At 73.0% G+C, this 17,390-nt stretch carries 16 protein-coding genes; 9 read left to right on the top strand and 7 right to left on the bottom strand.

Annotated elements, in window-relative coordinates; all coding sequences use genetic code 11:
* Positions 1-83: 83 nt before the first annotated feature.
* The 3 genes from O7629_RS25930 to O7629_RS25920 are packed head-to-tail and all read left to right on the top strand — an operon-like array spanning position 84 to position 2,277.
* Entirely contained in the window at positions 84-467 is a 384-nt protein-coding gene (locus O7629_RS25930; protein WP_278172425.1) for a YwqJ-related putative deaminase, read from the top strand.
* The gene (locus O7629_RS25925; protein ID WP_278172423.1) at positions 467-958 is read left to right on the top strand and encodes an SUKH-3 domain-containing protein; all 492 of its coding nucleotides are present in this window, start codon (positions 467-469) and stop codon (positions 956-958) included. Before O7629_RS25930 ends, O7629_RS25925 begins: the two co-directional genes overlap by 1 nt.
* Positions 955-2,277, top strand: coding sequence for an SseB family protein (locus O7629_RS25920; protein ID WP_278172421.1), 1,323 nt, complete (start codon positions 955-957; stop codon positions 2,275-2,277). The genes O7629_RS25925 and O7629_RS25920 overlap by 4 nt, the downstream gene beginning before the upstream one ends.
* Positions 2,278-2,284: 7 nt before the next feature.
* Here O7629_RS25920 and O7629_RS25915 read toward each other — a convergent pair whose 3' ends face one another.
* From O7629_RS25915 to eccCa, 5 genes are all read right to left on the bottom strand, one after another.
* Positions 2,285-2,752 carry a hypothetical protein gene (locus tag O7629_RS25915; protein WP_278172419.1) on the bottom strand — a complete coding sequence of 156 codons (468 nt, stop codon included), beginning with the start codon at positions 2,750-2,752 and terminating at the stop codon, positions 2,285-2,287.
* Positions 2,731-4,014: a S8 family serine peptidase gene (locus tag O7629_RS25910; RefSeq protein WP_278172417.1), complete on the bottom strand. Its 1,284-nt coding sequence runs from the start codon at positions 4,012-4,014 to the stop codon at positions 2,731-2,733. The genes O7629_RS25915 and O7629_RS25910 overlap by 22 nt, the downstream gene beginning before the upstream one ends.
* Before the next feature lie 107 nt (positions 4,015-4,121).
* Positions 4,122-5,786 carry a hypothetical protein gene (locus tag O7629_RS25905; RefSeq protein ID WP_278172415.1) on the bottom strand — a complete coding sequence of 555 codons (1,665 nt, stop codon included), beginning with the start codon at positions 5,784-5,786 and terminating at the stop codon, positions 4,122-4,124.
* A gap of 31 nt (positions 5,787-5,817) precedes the next feature.
* Positions 5,818-6,414, bottom strand: coding sequence for a hypothetical protein (locus tag O7629_RS25900; protein ID WP_278172413.1), 597 nt, complete (start codon positions 6,412-6,414; stop codon positions 5,818-5,820).
* A gap of 78 nt (positions 6,415-6,492) precedes the next feature.
* Complete coding sequence (gene eccCa, locus O7629_RS25895; protein WP_278172412.1) at positions 6,493-10,452, bottom strand: type VII secretion protein EccCa; 3,960 nt, start codon at positions 10,450-10,452, stop codon at positions 6,493-6,495.
* A gap of 125 nt (positions 10,453-10,577) precedes the next feature.
* On the opposite strand from eccCa, the gene eccD reads away from it, so the two are divergent.
* A complete protein-coding gene (gene eccD, locus O7629_RS25890) occupies positions 10,578-11,963 on the top strand; it encodes a type VII secretion integral membrane protein EccD (RefSeq protein WP_278172411.1) in 1,386 nt (461 codons plus the stop codon).
* Here the strand turns inward: eccD and O7629_RS25885 are convergent.
* On the bottom strand, positions 11,953-12,765 hold the full coding sequence (locus O7629_RS25885) for an SUKH-3 domain-containing protein (RefSeq protein WP_278172409.1): 813 nt from the start codon (positions 12,763-12,765) through the stop codon (positions 11,953-11,955). The two genes, eccD and O7629_RS25885, sit on opposite strands and share 11 nt — an antisense overlap.
* A gap of 124 nt (positions 12,766-12,889) precedes the next feature.
* Here O7629_RS25885 and eccB point away from each other — a divergent pair, with 124 nt between their 5' ends.
* The 3 genes from eccB (at position 12,890) to O7629_RS25870 (ending at position 15,113) form a co-directional block, all read left to right on the top strand.
* Complete coding sequence (eccB, locus tag O7629_RS25880; protein WP_278172407.1) at positions 12,890-14,305, top strand: type VII secretion protein EccB; 1,416 nt, start codon at positions 12,890-12,892, stop codon at positions 14,303-14,305.
* A gap of 176 nt (positions 14,306-14,481) precedes the next feature.
* Positions 14,482-14,814 (top strand): WXG100 family type VII secretion target, encoded by a 333-nt coding sequence (locus tag O7629_RS25875; protein WP_278174686.1) that lies wholly within the window; start codon positions 14,482-14,484, stop codon positions 14,812-14,814.
* Positions 14,815-14,828: 14 nt separating this feature from the next.
* Entirely contained in the window at positions 14,829-15,113 is a 285-nt protein-coding gene (locus tag O7629_RS25870) for a WXG100 family type VII secretion target (protein ID WP_278172405.1), read from the top strand.
* A 9-nt stretch (positions 15,114-15,122) separates the two neighbouring features.
* Here the strand turns inward: O7629_RS25870 and mycP are convergent, their stop codons facing one another.
* Positions 15,123-16,484, bottom strand: a complete 1,362-nt coding sequence (gene mycP / locus O7629_RS25865; protein ID WP_278172403.1) for a type VII secretion-associated serine protease mycosin — start codon at positions 16,482-16,484, stop codon at positions 15,123-15,125.
* A 157-nt stretch (positions 16,485-16,641) separates the two neighbouring features.
* Here mycP and O7629_RS25860 point away from each other — a divergent pair, with 157 nt between their 5' ends.
* A complete protein-coding gene (locus O7629_RS25860; RefSeq protein WP_278172402.1) occupies positions 16,642-17,034 on the top strand; it encodes a YbaB/EbfC family nucleoid-associated protein in 393 nt (130 codons plus the stop codon).
* On the top strand, positions 17,031-17,372 hold the full coding sequence (locus tag O7629_RS25855; RefSeq protein WP_278172401.1) for a hypothetical protein: 342 nt from the start codon (positions 17,031-17,033) through the stop codon (positions 17,370-17,372). Before O7629_RS25860 ends, O7629_RS25855 begins: the two co-directional genes overlap by 4 nt.
* Positions 17,373-17,390 lie beyond the last annotated feature (18 nt).

Raw genomic sequence — 17,390 nt, 5'->3', positions numbered from 1 at the left:
ACCGGTTGTCTACGCTCTACGGCGGAATCCCAGGGCCCCGACCGGCCCCGGCTGGCCCCGACCGGACGGCGAAGGAGAGCGTGATGGCGGTACGCATGCTGCCGTTGACGGCAGCCGCTCTGCTGGTCGACGGCGAGGTCCACACCCACACCTCGGTCCGCGGCGACCACCTCCCGCAGCTGCACCCGCTGGTCCGGCGGATCCTGGACGAACTTCCGGTCGGTCAGCGGGAACGCTTCGTCGGCTGGTGCGCCGAGCCGGTGCTGATCTCCGACCGGCTGTACGCCGTACAGCAGGGCCAGCCCGGCACCGAGCTGTCGCCGGCCGCGGCCCGGGCGGCGCTGTGGGGTGCCCGGATCCGGGTCACCCTGATCCGCGAACCGGACGATCCGGCCCACGGTACGGCGGTAGCCCCGTGCCGGTCCTGCCGCCAACTGCTCGACTGGTTCGCAGTGGAGGCGCTCTGATGCCCGGCGACGACCGGTTCCCGTCGGAGGTGCTGGCCGCCCTGACCCGGGCCGGCTGGCAGCCCGGCCGACGCGACGAGCAGCGGGGCCGCGACTGGGCACTGCGGGTCGCCGGGCACGCCGGACCCGACGGGCGGCAGCACACCGTGGTCGGTCCCGCGATCGAGGCGTACGCCGAGTTCGGCGGCCTGTACGTCGAACCGGACGGCCCTGGCGAGGCGGTCGCACCGAGCACGGTCCACCTCGATCCGCTGCGCGCCGTGCACACCGTCGCCACCCTCGCCGTACTCGCCGACACGCTGGGCGTGCCGGTCAGCCCGCTCGGCGTCGAGGCGGACGGCACCGGCATCCTGGCCATCGACGCCCGGCAGCGGGTGTTCGTGCTGGACCACGGCGGCGACTGGTTTCTCGGCCGGTCGGTCGAGCAGGCCGTCACCGTGCTGATCCTCGGGCAGCGGCCGCACCGGCTCGCCGAGGACGGCAGCTGGTGACCGCCGACCCGGAGCCAGGTCCGCAGCCGCTGTCCGAGTTCGCCTCGGCCGGGTGGCGACCGGCCACCGCAGCCGAGTCGGGCATGGCCGCCGCCACCGACCTGGCGGGCTATCTGGCGGCGCTCGGCACCGGGCCGCTGCTGCTGCCGGTGTCGGCAGAGACCGCCGCCGGTCAGGCACCGTTCGCCTGGCCCACCGTCGAACACGACGGCGCTCCACACGTGCTGGCCTTCACCTCGCCGCAGGCCATCGCCGCCGGACTACCGGGCGAGTCGGTACGGTACGTGACGGTCACCCTGGCCGAGGTGGCCGCCACGATCCCCGACGACAGCTGGTGGTTGGCGGTCGACCCGGGACTGCCGATCGCCGACCGGATCACCGCCGGGCAGCTGCGGGAGCTGATACCGGCACCCGATGCCGGCGACATCGCGCAGGCGCTGCGCGCCGCCGTCGCGGCCGAGGACCCGGACGCGGTGATGGCCGCCCTGCTGCGGGCCGAGTTCACCGTACCGCTGCTGCCGGACGCCGACCCCGATGCCGCCGCGACCGACCTGGCCGACCCCCGGTTCCCCTGGTGGTGTCTGCCCGACGAGGCGGGACAACCGTCGGTGCCGGTCTTCACCTCCCCGGCGATGCTGGCTGAGCTCTTCGACGTGCCGCCGCCATCGGTCGTCGCCTCCAGCGTGCGACTCTTCGCGAACTGGCCGGACCCGGGCTGGCAGCTCGCCGTCGACCCGGGCACCGCCTCGGCGGTAAGCCTGCCCGGGGAGGCGGTCCGGCAGGTCAGCCAGTGGCTCGACGAGCTGCGCCGAACCGTGACCGAGGCGGACCAAGCGGATGTGGCCCAGACCGTGACCGAGGCGGACCGGGCCGAGGGCACCGAAGTTGACCGGGCCGAGGCGGAGCCGGACGTTCCGGTCCGGATGCAGCTGGTCGTCCCGCACCGCCACCTGCACGCGTACGTGGCGGACGGCTACGACCGGATGGCCGGCCCGGTGCACCGCTGGCACGGCTCGGGCCGGGACACCCCAAAGCGGCTGTACGCCCGGTTGGGCCTGCTCGGGCCGGAGTCGCCGTTCACCGCCGCCGACGAGTGGGTTCCGGTCGTACGGTGGGAACCCGGCCCGGACACCCCGGCGACCTGGCTCGACGAGCAGCCGCAGCAGCGGGCGCTGGCCGTGCCGGACGGGGCCGAGCTGCACGTGCTGCATCAGGACGGCAGTGACGAGCTGCTGGCCCGCTTCGACCGGAGCGGTCGACGCTGGCTGCCGGTGGACCCGCCGCCGGCCGAGCCGCCGGCGGCCGCGAGCATCGGTTGACCGGCGACTACCGGTCAGCCAGCCAGCGCCGTGCGGGCGGAGTGGCCAGCAGGATCACCGCCAGTCCGGCCAGCGCACCGACGACCATCGGCATCAGCATCGTCGGGTGGTATTCAACCTTGCCGAACAGCAGCAGGCCGCCCAGCACGACGAGGAGCAGCCCGGCGGTGAACCCGGCCGGGGCCCGCAGCATGTTCGGCCCGCCGACCCAGACGATCCGCATACCGGCCAGGGTCATCAAGACCAGCAGCAGGCAGAGCCCGAAGATTGCGAACGCGATGATCCACAGTAGGAATTTCGCGTCACCTTCGGCGCGGTAGGTGACGACCAGGAACGCGAGACCCGCGACCAGCCAGAGGGCAGCGGTGGGGATGGTCAGCAGTACGGCGGCGACGACGACAGGTGGCCGCCGTCGGCCGGCGGCGGGGGTGGCGGTAGCCGGACCGGGTACGTTCACCGGCTCGGTGGACACCATACCGAATCGTCCTCGGCGGTCGGCGGCTCGCCCCCGGTCGGCTGATCGGGCCCGGCCTGGGCGGCCGGTGCCGGCACCACCGGTGCACCGACGTCGGCCGCCGGCGGTGGGCCGTCCCGGGCGGCCGCCGGACGTCTCGCCCGGCGCCGCAGCCACCGGATCAGCAGCACGACACCGGTGACCAGCGTGCCGAGGATGGTGAAGAAGATCAGCATGCCGATCAGTTCGTCGAGCCCGAACTCGTAGCCCGGCTCGGGTGGCAGATAGGCGACCGGGTCGCTGGCGGTCGGCGACGGCCGTGGGCTGGCCCGGTCGTCCGGCTCGGTGGTGAGCGCGGCGTGAATGTCCAGAATGCCCCAGCCGAAGTCGAGATCCTTGCCGGGCGGCCCGGCGTCGTACGCCGTACCGACCAGGCGTTGGAACAGTCTGCCCTGGTCCTCGTCCGGATACCGTGCCTTGAGCAGCGCGAACGCCCCCGACACCAACGCGGTGGCGGAGCTGGCGCCGTCCATCGTGTAGTAGCCGCCGCCAGCGGACGCTTGCATGATGTCCTCGCCGGGTGCGGCGATGTGGGTCTGCTCGGCGCGGATCGACTCCGGGCTGAGCCCACCGTCCCGCCCGCTGCTGGTCACCGCGATGGTCCACTCACTGCGGGCCGGCTGGCCGATCAGCACGTCGAGGCGGTTGCCGATGCCGGCGACGACGATGACGCCGCGCCGGTAGGCGCTTTCGACGGCGCGCTCCAGCGCCGGGTCGGACGATCCGGTGAGCGAGACGTTGATGATGTCGGCGCCGCTGTTGACCGCCCTGTTGATCCCGAGCGCGATGGACTCGGGGAGGATGATCTCAGTCTTCGGGCTGGAGAGCGTGATGGGCAGGATCTTGGCCTTCGGCGCCACCCCGAGCACCCCGTCACGGCCGTCGGGCCCGTGCCCGTGCCCGGCGATCAGCGACGCCATCCCGGTGCCGTGGTTGCGCCGGTCGACGTGGCCCTTGCTGTCGCGGTCGTGAAGGTCGGCCCCGGGCAGTACGTTGTCCCGCAGGTCGGGGTGGGAGGCGTCGACGCCGGTGTCGACCACCGCGACGGTCACCCCCTCGCCCTGGGTGATCCGGTGCACCTCGGGCAGCCGCATCGCTTCGACGTGCCAGGACTGGTCCCGGATCTCGCCGGCCAGTGCCGGCCCGGCGGGCAGCGGGACCGTGCCGAGCAGCCCGATCAGCCCGGCTGCCACCAGACCGAGCGACCGCCGGGAAGCACGCATAGGCGGAGCACACCTCTCCGTCGGGTAGTCGCCGGGCGACCCGGCGCTGTGCCCGGATGATACTGCGTCGGGTGCTTCGTCCGGCTCAGCTCGGCCGTCTGCCGGCCTCATCGCTGGCCCAGGCTCCGGCCCTGCTGCTGCGGCGGCTTCTCGTCGGGGGTGTCGATGGTGCCGGGAGCCGCCGGGTCGGTCTGCCACAGCTCGTCGTCACCGTCGCCGTACTCCCAGGTCTGCTGCCGGTCGTCGGTCTTGCGGCTGGTGCGACCGGTGCCACCGGCTGGGCCGGCACCCCGTTGCCCGCCCAGCACCGGACCCGGGCCCTTGGTGGCACCGCCGGGCTTCGTCGGCCCGGCCCGGCCGGACAGCCGTGGGGCAGCCGGGGCCGGCCGACCGGCGGAGCCGGGTGCGGCCGGCTGCGGTAGCCGGGCAGCGCCGGTAGTCGGGGCGGCGGGGCGGCTGCGTGGGCCGCCCAGGCTGGGCGGTGGGGCGGTTGGCCGGCCAGCGCCGCCAGCCGGGCGGCCGCCAGTGCTGCCCGGCAACTGTGGCGCCGCCGGTGGGGTGGGTCGGACCGGGGGGCGGCCGGTCGGCCCCGGCGGCCGGGAGCCACCCGGCGTCGGTCCGGTGCTGCCGGGCAGCGACGGGCGCTGCGGTGCCGGACGTCGGCTGGCCGGGTTGTTCGGCGGCGGACCACCGGCCCCGGGCAGCGCCGGCCGGGGCGGACCGGGCGGCCGGAGCGGAGGATTCGGGCGGTTCGCACCCGGCGGCAGTGCTCCGGGTCGGCTGACCCCCGGTGCCCCCGGTCGTGGCCCGGGGGTGACGCCGGGTGGCGCTACCGCCGGGGGCGGGCTCGGCGCCGGGCCGGCACCGGTCTGCGGGAGGTTGGGCACCGGAGGAGGCGCGGTCGGCGGGGCGACGGTGCCCCCGGCCAGGTGCAGCCCGTCCGGCACCGGCGGCGGTGGCGTGGGTGACGGCGTGCTCCGGCCCAGCCCGGGAGCGGTGGGCGGCTCGCCACGCCCCGCGAACTCCGGCCGGGGTGGTGCGCCCGGCGCACCACCCGGCGGCGCACCGGGCGGCGGTGCCCCGGGGCCGCCGGGAGGAGCGACCGACGGGTGGACAACCGCTGCGTCGGTCGGGCCCCGGAAGGTGGTGCCCCGGGTGATGTGGCTCAGGTACACGTCGATGTACATGTCGGCCAACGGCTTGATGATGTCCCGGGCGCGCTCGAAGTAGTCGTCCATCACGTCTTTGCGGGTCCGGCCGGTGGTGCCCGGGATCCAGTCGTACGTGTCGGACCACTGCAGGCCGTTGTCCGGGTCGGCCGCCTCCACGGTGTACTGCTCCCAGAGGGTGCGGAACTCCTGCTGGGTCGACTCGATCTTGCCGGCCAGCTGCTCCAAGCCACGGCGGTTGCTGTCGGCGGCCTCCTTCCACTCGTCGAGCGAGTAGAGGGTGGCGCCCACCCGTTGCATGAAGTACTCACCGGCCGGTGACTGCCACTTGGCAGCCAGCGCCGTCGCGTACCGCTGCAGGTTGGTGCGGGTGCTGTCGAGCAGCACGCCGATCCGGTGCCACATGTCGGCGACGGCGATCACCCGCTCGTCGCTCTCGTTCTGGATCCAACCCCACATCGTCTCGATGTTGGTCGTTTCCTTGTCCCAGACGGTGGGTTCGTAGCGCTGGTTCGGATCCGAGTAGTCGTGGACGACGTAGTCGTTCACGGCGTTCACGTACGGGATCGACACCGGCTGCCAGCCGAAGTACTCGTCGGACATCCCCGCTCCTCGACGTCGCTATCCGCGCTGCTCAGTGATCGGCCGACGGACTGTCGAGCTCACCGTCGTGCATGTCCTCGTCGTCGGCGCGGATGTCGTAGGCACCGTCGCCCTCACCGATCGTCTCGGCCTCGTACAGCGACAGGTCCCGGTCGGCCGCTTCGGGGGCGTAGGAGGAGGTCTCCTCGTCCGGATCGACCACCAGACTCGGATCCTCGACGCCGCTTTCCGGATCCTGCCAGAGATCGTCGAGCGTCTCGCCGCCTTCTAGATTGGAGAACGCGGTGTAAACGGTCATCTGGTCGGCCGCGACCAGGGCGTCGCCGTCGAGGTATTCGGCGGAGATCGACTTGGCGGCGGTCGCCAGTGAGGCGAGGCCCTTGGCCACCTCGCCGAGCAGCAGGGTGGCCGCCTCACGGTTCTCGTCGTGCCGGCCCTGGAAGAACCGGCCCTCGGACATCCCCGACCCGCCGAACGGCACCGGGATGGTGAGCATGTGGTTGATGCCGCTCGCCAGGCTCGGCTGGAAGTTGAGCCGCAGCTCGTCCATCACGCACTGGGCGAAGTCGTCAAGCTGCTCGATGTCGACGTCGATCGTCTCGTTGACCAGCCAGCTGTCGTCCGCCAAGATCCCTCCCCCGGGCCCTCACACGTGTATCGGCATCCACAAAACTATCGCGTCACCGCAATTGTCGTGGACCGAGAGTCACGATGTGGACGGTAGATGTAGCAACTGGACGAGCCGGGTGCCTTCCCGCCTGGTGACCAGCCAGCCCCGCCCCGGCGGCAGCGGACCGGGCCGTACATTGCCGAGCAGCACCCCCTCGTCGCGGCTGCCGGACATCACCAGGCCCGGCGAGCTGAGCTCGCGCAGTCGCATCAGGATCGGCTCGTACAGTGCCCGGCTGGCGCCGCCACTGCGCCGGGCGATCACCAGGTGCAGCCCGATGTCACGGGCCTGCGGCAGGAACTCCAGCAGCGGCAGCAGCGGGTTGCCGCCGCCACCGGCGACGAGGTCGTAGTCGTCGACCAGAATGTACAGGTCGGGGCCGCGCCACCAGCTGCGGGCACGCAGCTGCTCCGGGGTCACGTCCGCCGGGGGCAGCCGGTCACGCATCACGTTGACCACCTCGGTCAGCATGCCGGCGGTGACGTCCGCCGAGGTGCCGTACCCGATCTGGTGTTTTTCGCTGATATCGCCGAGCAGGCTGCGCCGGTAGTCGACGACGATGAGCCGGGCCTGGGTCAGGTCGTTGCGGTCGGTGATGCCCCGGGCCAGCGCCCGCAGGAAGCTGCTCTTGCCGGACTCGCCGTCGCCGAAGACGATGAAGTGCGGATCGGTGCTCAGGTCCAGGTGCACCGGCTGCAGGTCGACCTCGGCGATGCCGATCGGCACGCCGGGGCGTCCGGTGTCCGGCACCGAGTCGTACGGCACCACGGCCGGCAGCAGCCGCACCGGTGGCGCACCCGGGCCCTGCCAGGCAGCGGCGACGTCGGTGACGAACCGCCGGGCACCGTCGGCGAGGGTCCCCGCGTCGGCGTCGCCGTCGGTGCGTGGCAGCGCGGCGAGGAACTGCATGCCGTCCGGGGTGATGCCCCGGCCGGGCGACTTGTCCGGCACGTTCATCGCCGCCCGCCGGTCCAGGTTGGAGTCGCTGGCGTCGGCGAGGCGCAGCTCCAGCCGGGTGCCGAAGACGTCGCGTACCGCCGGTCGCAGGTCCATCCACCGGCCGGCGCTGATCACCAGGTGTACGCCGAACGACAGCCCTCGGTTGGCGATGTCGTTGATTGCCGGCTCCAGGTCCTCGAACTCGGCGCGTACCGCCGCCCAGCCGTCGATCACCAGGAACACGTCGCCGAACGGGTCGTCGGTGTGCCCGCCGTGCCGGCGTTCCCGCCGGTAGGTGGCCATCGAGTCGATCCGGTTCTCGGCGAACCGGCGTTCCCGCTGGGCCATCAGCAGCCGCAGCTCGGCGATGGTCCGGCGGACCTGCCCGGCGTCCAGCCGGGTGGCGACCCCGCCGACCTGCGGCAGGTCACGCAGCGCGGTGAGCGCGCCGCTGCCCAGGTCGAGGCAGTAGATCTGCACCTCGCGTGGGGTGTGGGTGAGGGCGAGCGATGACACGACCGTACGCAGCAGGGTGCTCTTGCCGCTCTGCGGGCCGCCGACGATGACGGTGTGCCCGGCGGAGCCGCCGAGTTCCAGCCAGAGCACGTCGCGGCGCTGCTCGAACGGCTTGTCGATCAGGCCGACGGCGGCCCGCAGCTCGCCCTGCAGCGTCGGGCTGGCCGCGGTGATGCCGCGTTCGGGGTCGGCGACCAGCGGCGAGAGTAGCTGGTCGAGGGTCATCGGGTCGCCGAGCGGCGGCAGCCACACCTGGTGGGCCGGTTTGCCGCGGCCGGTGAGCCGGCTGACCAGGATGTCGAGCAGGCTCTCGCCGGTAGTGGCGTCGGCCGGTTCGGGCTCCGGTTGCCGGGCGTCGGCCGGCAGCCGGGGTGCGACGTACTGGGTGGTGTATTCCTGGACCCGGTCGTCGCCGTCGCCAGCGGCGACCGCCTCGGCGGTCTTGCTGCGGTACGTGCCGGAGACGTACGCGGCCCGGAACCGTACCAGCGGTTCGGTGCCGAACCGCAGGTAGCCGTGGCCGGGGGAGCGGGGCAGTTCGTACGCGTCGGTGGCGCCGAGCACCACCCGGCTCTCCATCGCGGAGAAGGTTCGCAGGCCGATCCGGTACGACAGGTGGGTGTCCAGCCCGCGGAGCCGGCCCTCCTCCAGCCGCTGCGAGGCGAGCAGCAGATGCACGCTCAACGACCGGCCGACCCGTCCGATCTGGACGAACATGTCGATGAAGTCCGGTTTGGCGGTCAGCAGTTCGGAGAACTCGTCACAGATGATCAGCAGCGCCGGCATCGGCTCCAGCGGTGCCCCGGCCGCGCGGGCCTTCTCGTAGTCACGCTGTGAGGCGTAGTTGCCGGCCGAGCGGAGCAGCTCCTGCCGGCGGACCAGCTCGCCGTTGATCGCATCGGTCATCCGGTCGACCAGCGGCAACTCGTCGGAGAGGTTGGTGATCACCGCGCTGGTATGCGGCAGCTTGTCCAGCCGGGTGAACGTCGCCCCGCCCTTGAAGTCGATCAGCACGAAGTTGAGCGTCTCCGACGAGTGGGTGGCGGCCAGGGCCAGCACCAGGGTGCGCAGCAGCTCCGACTTGCCGGAGCCGGTGGCGCCGATCAGCAGGCCGTGCGGGCCCATGCCGTCCTGCGCGGACTCCTTGAGGTCCAGCTCGACCGGGGTGCCGTCCGGGGTCAGCCCGAGCGGCACCCGCAGCCGGTCCCGGTTCGGCCGGGGTGTCCACGCCCGGTCCACGTCGAACTCGTACGGATCGCCCAGGTCGAGCAGGTCGGCCAGGTCCTGCTCCAGGTGCAGCGGCTGCTCGCCACGGGACGCGGCGGACAGCCGCAGCGGCGCCAGCTCCATCGCCAACGTCTCCGCCTCGGCGATCGTGCAGGTGTCGGCGGTGCCGATCTGCGCCCGGCCGTCCAGGGTGACGCTGGCCATCGACCCGTCGGCGGCGACATCGAGCACCAGCCGGGCCCGGTCGAGCACCCGGGGCGGTGGCTCGGACAGGTCGACGATGGTCACCCCTTCCACACCGCCGTCGGTCATCAGGTGATCGGAGCCGGCCGGGTCACCGCCGTCGAGCACCACCAGCAGGTGCGGGCCGGAGGTGGTGGCGGAGCCGCCACCGGACAGGTTGAACCGGGGGCGGTTGGCGAGCACGTCGTCGAGCATCGCCTCCAGGCCGGTCACCGTCGGCGACACCAGCCGCAGCGCGCCGGTCGCATCGGTGCGGGTCGGATGCAGCGCGTGCGGCAGCCACTTGACCCACTCCCAGTGCTCCCGCCGGGTCGGGGCCGGGCAGATCGCCACCAGCATGTCGTCCGGCGCGTGGAACGCGGTGGCCTGGGCGATCACCGCCCTGACCAGGGCGCGGGCGGCGTCCGGGTCGCCGCGCAGATGCACCCGGGCGAAGCCGCGCAGCGCCATGTCCACCGGCAGCTGCGGCACCGTGGCGTAGCTGGTCAGGAACCGGCGCAGCGCCAACGCGCACATCGGCTCCAGCTTCTCCAGCGCGGTCGGCGGCGGTGGGACCAGCGGCGTCGCCAGCTCCTGCGGCCCGAGACCGACCCGTACGGTGGCGAAGTCGGGGTCGCCACGGCGGCGTTCCCACAGCCGGGGACCGACCGGCACCGACCACAGCGTCTGCGGGTCCGGGTGCCGGTAGAACGCGGCTTCCCGCTGCTGGCGTACGGTCCGCAGGACCCGGCGACGCTGCCGCGACAGATGCGCCAGGTATTCGCGCCGCCGCTGCGCCATCTCCTGCCGGCTCGGCCCACCGGCCTGGTTGGACAGCTGGGTGGCGAGCATGCCGAGCGCGGAGAGGCCGAACAGGCCACCGGCGACGTAGCTGAGCGTCGAACCGCCCCGGCCGGCGTACATCAACGCCATCGCGACCGAGCCGGCCAGCATCGGCAGCAGCATCATCAGCTGCCCCCAGGACCGGCCGGTCGGCGCCGGCAGCTCGGGTGGCGCGTCGAGCAGGACCTCACCGGACGGGTACTCCGGCTCGGGTCGGCGCGCCGGGCGCCGTATCACCACCGTACCCACGGATCGATCCTCCCCGTCGTCGTCACACCCGGACGCCGGGTCGCTACCGGCGCCGATGGCACCGGCACATGGTAGGTAGCCTTCTCGAGTCAGGACAGCCCGCGCGGCTTGATGAGGAGTCAGCAGTGGTCACCCAGGCCGGAACCGGACTCGCCCGGATCGCCGTCGTGGCGCCGACCCGACGCATCGACCTCGCCCTGCCGGAACACCTGCCGTTGGTCGGGCTGCTCCCGGCGGTGCTGCGGCAGGCCGACGAAGACCCCTCCGACGGTACGGCCGACGGCGGCTGGGCGCTGCGGCGTACCAACGGATCCACCCTGGACCTCAACCGTACGCTCGCCGCGCAGCAGGTCCGCGACGGTGAGACGCTGCATCTGCTGCCCCGCCGCACCGAGTGGCCGGAGCTGGCCTACGACGATCTGATGGAGGCGATCGCCGCCGGTGCCCGCCGACGCGGGCTGCCCTGGACGCCGGCCGCCACCCGGCTGACCGGGCTGCTGACCGGGGCCGTTCTGCTGCTGCTCGCCCTGGTCGCGGTGGTGACCGCCGGTGGCACCGGGGTGGCCGCCGGGGCGGCCCTGCTCGGCACCGCAGCCGTCCTCGTCGCGGTCGGCGTGCTGCTGTCCCGGGCGATGGCCGACTCGCTGGCCGGCGCGGTGCTCGCCGCCCTGGCCCTGCCGTACGCCTTCGTCGGCGGCGCGGTGGCGCTGGCCGGCGGCGAACCGGTCACCGAACTGGGGGCACCGCACCTGCTGGTCGGCTCGGCGGTGCTGACCCTGACCGGGGTGCTCGGCATGCTGGGCGTCGGGGACGCCGGCCGGGTCTTCGTGGCGGCGATCTTCACCGGGGTCAGCGGGACGACCGGGGCGGTGCTGGCCGTCGGGCCACTGGACGGGCCGCGCGCCGCGGCGGTCCTGGTGGCCGCGGTGACCCTGCTGCTGCCGGCGTTGCCGCTGATCTCGGTCCGGGCCGGCAAGCTGCCGATGCCGGCGCTGCCGCGTACCGCCGAGGACCTGGTCCGCGACGACCCGCAGCCGGACCGGGCGGAGATCTACCGGGCGACGGCCCGCGCCGACGAGGTGCTGACCGGCCTGATGTTCGGTACGGCCGTGGTGGCTGCCGCCGGGTCGGCGGTGCTGACCTTCTCGGCGACGGTCGGCGCGGTGCTGCTGGTCGCGGTGGTGACGGCCGGTCTGCTGCTGCGGGCCCGGCTGGTCTCGACCATCCGGCACCGGGTGCCGCTGCTGGCCGGCGGCCTGGTCGGCGTCGGTCTGCTGACCCTGATCGGTACGGGTGGGATGGCGGCCGGTACCCGGCTGGCCCTGCTGCCCGTGGTGCTGCTGGTGGTGGCGCTGGTGCTGGCGGCCGGGATGGTCTACAGCCGACGTCCGCCGACGCCCCGGTTGGCCCGGCTCGGCGACGGGCTGGACGTGGTGCTGCAGCTGGCGGTGGTGCCGGTGGCCTGCGCCGTGCTCGGCCTGTACGGCTTCATGCGGGCGATCAACGGCTGACTCCGGCTGCGAGCTGCTCCGGGCGCAGCGGTGGGAATGGGCCGCCCCGGACCAGCCGGATTAGCGCCGTGTCGACGTCGTCGGCGACGTACTGGTAGCCGGCCCAGTGCAGCAGCAGGACCCGGCCGGCGGCGTCGACGACCAGCTCGGCGGGGCCGTCAGAGTTGCCGCCGAGCGGGAACACCGGATGGTCGTACTCGTCGACGAAGACCCGGGCCTCCTCGGTGACCAGGCCGCTGCGTACCGGGTGGACGAAGGTCGGGAAGCCGGCGTCGGCGGTGCCGTCCGAGCCGAACTGGGCGATGGTCAGCCCGCCGAACTCGGTCAGCGCCGCGCGGGCGACCGGCGTCATGACCAGCCCGTCGAGTTCTGCCGCCCACCGGCCGGCCCACTGGTCGACCATCGCGGAGACGTCCCGGCCGGGGAACCAGCCGGCGGCTTCCAGCACCGGCCGTACGTCCGGCGGGAACCGGCGGTCGGCGGCCCGGGCGGCGGCGTACCGCTCGGCGACGACCGTCACCGGGACCGGCGGCCACTGGCTGACCTCGCCGGACTCCCCGTCGATCACGATCCGCGGCGACCCGGAACCGGTCGGCGACCCGGCCGGGGACGGTGCCTCGTCCGGCGGTCCGGCGGACGGTGGCCCGGCCGTCCGACTTCCCGCGTCGTCGGTGGGGATCAGCCAGGCGACGTATCCGTACTCGAACTCGTGCAGGCCGATCCGCTCGTCGGTGCCGGCATCGGCACCGTGCTCGGTCGCCCATTGGCGGGCCAGGTCCAGCGCCTCGTCGCGACCGAGCATCGATGATCCCTTCCGAGCTGCGGGCGAGACCCCACGGTACGCCGTCGTCACCGGACCCTATGGTAGGCAGCACGCCGCGTGGTGGTGCAGCCGCGCGGCGCTGACGGGTGGAAGGAAGCCAGGCATGCCGTCGCGGCGCGACCAGGTCCAGTCGTACCAGTTCTTCGTCCAGCGGATGACGTCCGCGCTGGTGGCCAGGGACCCGGATCCGGCGGTCGCACCGTTTCAACGGCTTGGCGGCGCGGGCCTCGGCGGGATCATGGTGGCGGTGCTGTGCCTCGGCGCGGTCGGCGTCTTCGGCTTCATCGTCCCCGGTGGATCGACCAGCTGGCAGGACGGCGCCTCGGTGATCCTGGAGAAGGAGACCGGCACCCGGTACCTGTACCGCGAGGGTCACCTGCACCCGGTGGTCAACTACGCATCGGCGTTGCTGGCGCTGGAGTCCTTCGCCCCGGTGACCGACGTGTCACGCAACTCCCTGGCCGGTACGCCCCGTGGCCCTCGGATCGGCATCCTGGACGCACCGGACGCGCTGCCCGACGCGAAGCGAATCCTGACCGGAGGCTGGACACTGTGCTCCCAGGCCGCCCGGGACGAGTCCGGTGAGCTGGTGGCCACCACGGTGCTGACCGTCGGCCGGCCGCCGGTCGGTGGCCGGCCCACCGGCGACGGCGCGCTGCTGGTCCGCGACGCCGACACCGGGCACCTGCAGCTGATCTGGCGGGATCAGCGACACGAGCTGGTCGACGAGGACATCGTCCTGGAAGGTCTGGCGCTGCGCTCCGAGCCGGTCGTGCTGGTCGGCGGGGCCTGGCTGAACGCGTTGCCGGCCGGGGAGCCGATCGGCAGCCGACCGGTGCCCGGCCGGGGCGAGCCGTCGACCGCACTGCCGGACGCGGTCACCGGCTCGATCTACGTGGTCGAGAACCAGACCGGCGACCGGCAGTACTACCTTGCCGAACGGGACCGGCTGGCACCGCTGACCGAGTTGCAGGCCGAGGTACTGCTCGCCGATCCGGGCACCCGGGACGCGTACGGCGGTGAACCGCCGACCGCGCTGCCGGTCGCCGCCGCCACCGTTGTCGGCGCGCCCCGGGCGGCCGAGTCCGGGGAGACCGGTGCCCGGTCGCCGCAGCGCCGACCGGACATCCTGCGGCTGACCGATGGCCGGCAGAGCGTCTGCGCCGGCTATCCGCCCGGCAGCCACCAGCCGCAGGTGCTGGTCGACGCGCAGGTCGAGCCGCCCACACAGGCGATCGTCACCCCGGCACGCACCGCCGACGGCGTACCGCTGGCGGACCGGGTGGTGATCGAGCCCGGCCACGGCGCGTTGGTCGAGTCGATGCCCGCGCCGGACGCCCCGGCCGGCACCCTGACCCTGGTGACCGACCTTGGCATCCGCTATCCGCTGGCGGACCGGGCGGTCGCCGCGATGCTCGGCTACCGCGAGGTGGAGCCGGTGCGGCTACCCGCCAGCCTGGTGGTACGGCTGCCGGGCGGGCCGGCGCTGGACCCGGCGGCAGCCCGACGACCAGCCTGAACGACTATTGTGGATCAGCGAACGTCGGCCAGGTGGCGTCGGTCGATCGGTATCGGTCTGGCGCCACTGGACACAAGGAACTACCGTTTCCGATGACAGATGGTGCGTCGGCGCACCATGCGGCACCGCCCCTCGGATTGCGGGGCATCCCACCAGAGGACGGGGTGAAGACCACCATGACCGGGATGAACACCAATACCGGGCTGATGGTTCAGACCGAGAAGGACGTCGATGACGTCGCGAACCGGCTGACCGGCAACCTGAACCAGTTGATGGACCAGCTCATGCCGCTCTACGACCAGTGGAAGGGTATCGGTGCCGGCTCGTTCCAGCAGGTGCGTCAGGCGTTCGACGAGGACATGGCGCGGCTGAACCTGGCGTTGCGGTCGATCGCCGAGGCGGTCGGTTCGGCCGGTAAGGACTACGAAGTCAGCGACGAAGAGATCAAATCCGAGATGGATTCGGCGGGGGCGACCGCCGGCCAGATCACTGCGGCGCTGAAGCTCTGACCGGAGGGATCGAGATGGACATCCGCTACGATTTCGCCGCGCTGAACTACGCCGCCGACAATTGCGGCACCGCGGCCAAGAACATGATTCAAGAGCTCGACGGCCTCAAGACCGGCATCCAGCCGCTGGTGGCAACCTGGGAGGGTGACGCGCAGACCGCGTACCTGACCCGGCAGGCGGAGTGGGAGTCTGCCGCCAACGACCTCAAGGACCTGCTCAACCGGATCGAGAAGGCGCTGCGCGAAGCGGCCGTACGGATGCAGGCACGCGAGGCGGCCAACCGGGCCAAGTTCGAGTGACCGACGGCGTCACCGCACAGCCGGTCCAGGCACCACGAAGTACGCCTCCTGCGGATCGGTGCCCGCCGGGTGGCTGCCGGCACCAGTCCCGCCGGCACCGGGTAGGCCGGTAGCGGTTACACCGCCTGCGGGCGTACCGCCTTGTGACGCCGCGCCGCTGCGGTCGACCATCCGCCGGGTCGGCTGCCAGCGGCGGCGTCGGCCACCCGGCAGTGCCGCCACGGTCACCGCGACCAGCAGGATCAGCAACGCCGTACCGGCGGCCACCGTCACGGCGGTCCGGGTCAGCCGCTGCCAGCGGGCCACCCGCTGGACCGCGGCGGCATCCGGCGCGACCGTCGGCAGCGCCGGCGCGGCGACCGGCTCGCCCGCCGTCAACCGCTCGGTCACCGCCCGGTACGGGTTCACCACCCCGTGGCCGTAGCCGTCAGACCGGCCGCCGGGTGCCGGATCCGCAGTCGCGGTCAGCCGCCGGGCCACGTCGGCCGCCGACAGATCCGGCTCGGCGGCCCGCAGCAGCGCCGCTGTCGCGCTCACCACCGGGGCGGCGTAGCTGGTGCCGGCGACCACCTGGTGCCCGGACACCCGGGTCGCCGCCACCACCGCCCCACCCGGAGCCACCAGGTCCACATAGTCACCGACCTGGGAGTCCGCCAGCCGTACGCCGTTCTCGTCGATCGCCCCGACGCCGATCACCCCGTCGAACGCCGCCGGGTACGGCGTCGGATCCGGCGACGCGCCCTGCTGGTGGCTGTTGCCGGCTGCGGCCACCAGCACCACGTCGGCCCGGACGGCGCGCTCGACCGCGGCCCGTACCGCCGGGTCCGCGCGGTACATGATCAGCGACATGTTGATCACCTTCGCGTCGCTGGCCACCGCGAGGTCGATCGCCTCGGCCAGCCGCTCCGCCGGTGAGGCGGAGCCGTCCTGCCGCGCCTGGATCCGCTCGGTGACCCGGATCGGAACGATCGTCACCCCTGGGGCGATGCCGTGGAAGCCGACGCCGTCCACCCTGGTGGCGGCGATCAGGCTGGCCACGGCGGTGCCGTGCGAGGCGCAGTCCACCGTGCCGCTGGCCTCGACGCCGGTCAGGTCGGCGCCGACGGCCACCTGACCGGACAGTTGCGGATGGTCGTCGTCGACACCGGAGTCGATCACCGCGACCCGTACCCCCGACCCGTCGGTCACCGGCCAGCTGCGCTCGGGCGCCAACCAGCGCTGATGCCAGGAGATCTGAGGGATCACCGGGCCGGGGTCGGCCGGGCTGCGGCAACTGCCCGGGGCGGCAGCCGCCGGCGCCGCCGCGACAACCGGCAGCACGCTCGGCGCGACGGTCAGCAGTACGCCCAGCAGCAGGGTCGGTGACCGCATCAGCTGACCTCCAGACCTCCCGTACCGCCCGGCATCCTATCCAGCGGCGGCGACCAGCGGGCTCGTGCGGCTGGCACACATTCAGTATCGTCGTCATGACGCCTCACCGTCGGTGCCCGGCAGCGCCCGGTGTGACGCGGCGACGGGGAGGGACACGATGGACGTGCACGGACTGCGTGCCCGTGCCGACGAGTTGATGGCACAGTTCGACCGGATGCGGTCCGGCGTCGGTGACCTGCAACAGCAACTGCGGGCGGTGTCGGCCACCGTCACCTCCGACGACGGGCTCGTCACCGTGACGGTCGGGCCGAGAGGACAGGTCACCAAGGTGGAGCTCGACCCGCGGATCTACCGCCGGCCGAACGCCGCGCAGCTGTCCACCACGGTCACCGAGACCATCCGGGCCGCCACCGCCCAGGCGATGGCCGAAGTGGAGCAGATCTGCCGGCCGCTGGTGCCCGACGCGCAGTTCCAGGCACACATGGACTTCGACCTCGAAGGCATCTTCCGCCAGCTCGACACCGACCTGCCCGGGGGTGACCGGAAATGACCGAGCCGCAGCACACCTTCCTCAACCCGGATCTGGCCCGTCCGGCCGGCAACGCGCTCGGCGCGGCGGCCGAGACACTGGCCGCCGAGTGGTCCCGCGTCACCGGCACCATCCGGGCGCTCAACGAGGCCCGACCGTGGGGCGACGACGAGGCCGGCCGGACGTTCAACGAGCACTACCTGGACGGCGGTGACGAGGCCCCGGCGAAGGTGACCCTGGACGCCGGTGACGATCTCATCGCCGCGTTCGAGGACACCGGGCTCCGGATCGTCTCCTCGGTCGACGGCACGGTCGACGACGACGGCGCGGTCGGCGACAGCTTCGGCGGCGGCAGGTAGCCCGGTCGCTGTCGGAGG

It is taken from the genome of Solwaraspora sp. WMMD792 (assembly GCF_029626105.1).
GTDB lineage: Bacteria > Actinomycetota > Actinomycetes > Mycobacteriales > Micromonosporaceae > Micromonospora_E.
This window is presented reverse-complemented; position numbering and strand designations above follow the sequence as displayed.

What these genes read in the sequence shown, in the direction of transcription:
- O7629_RS25925 (WP_278172423.1), top strand. Translation starts at nt 467, where the DNA reads ATGCCCGGCGACGACCGGTTCCCGTCGGAGGTGCTGGCCGCCCTGACC.
- O7629_RS25855 (WP_278172401.1), top strand. Translation starts at nt 17,031, where the DNA reads ATGACCGAGCCGCAGCACACCTTCCTCAACCCGGATCTGGCCCGTCCG.
- O7629_RS25875 (WP_278174686.1), top strand. Translation starts at nt 14,482, where the DNA reads ATGACCGGGATGAACACCAATACCGGGCTGATGGTTCAGACCGAGAAG.
- eccB (WP_278172407.1), top strand. Translation starts at nt 12,890, where the DNA reads ATGCCGTCGCGGCGCGACCAGGTCCAGTCGTACCAGTTCTTCGTCCAG.
- O7629_RS25915 (WP_278172419.1), bottom strand. Translation starts at nt 2,752, where the DNA reads ATGGTGTCCACCGAGCCGGTGAACGTACCCGGTCCGGCTACCGCCACC.
- O7629_RS25930 (WP_278172425.1), top strand. Translation starts at nt 84, where the DNA reads ATGGCGGTACGCATGCTGCCGTTGACGGCAGCCGCTCTGCTGGTCGAC.
- O7629_RS25885 (WP_278172409.1), bottom strand. Translation starts at nt 12,765, where the DNA reads ATGCTCGGTCGCGACGAGGCGCTGGACCTGGCCCGCCAATGGGCGACC.
- O7629_RS25910 (WP_278172417.1), bottom strand. Translation starts at nt 4,014, where the DNA reads ATGCGTGCTTCCCGGCGGTCGCTCGGTCTGGTGGCAGCCGGGCTGATC.
- O7629_RS25870 (WP_278172405.1), top strand. Translation starts at nt 14,829, where the DNA reads ATGGACATCCGCTACGATTTCGCCGCGCTGAACTACGCCGCCGACAAT.
- O7629_RS25905 (WP_278172415.1), bottom strand. Translation starts at nt 5,786, where the DNA reads ATGTCCGACGAGTACTTCGGCTGGCAGCCGGTGTCGATCCCGTACGTG.
- O7629_RS25860 (WP_278172402.1), top strand. Translation starts at nt 16,642, where the DNA reads ATGGACGTGCACGGACTGCGTGCCCGTGCCGACGAGTTGATGGCACAG.
- mycP (WP_278172403.1), bottom strand. Translation starts at nt 16,484, where the DNA reads ATGCGGTCACCGACCCTGCTGCTGGGCGTACTGCTGACCGTCGCGCCG.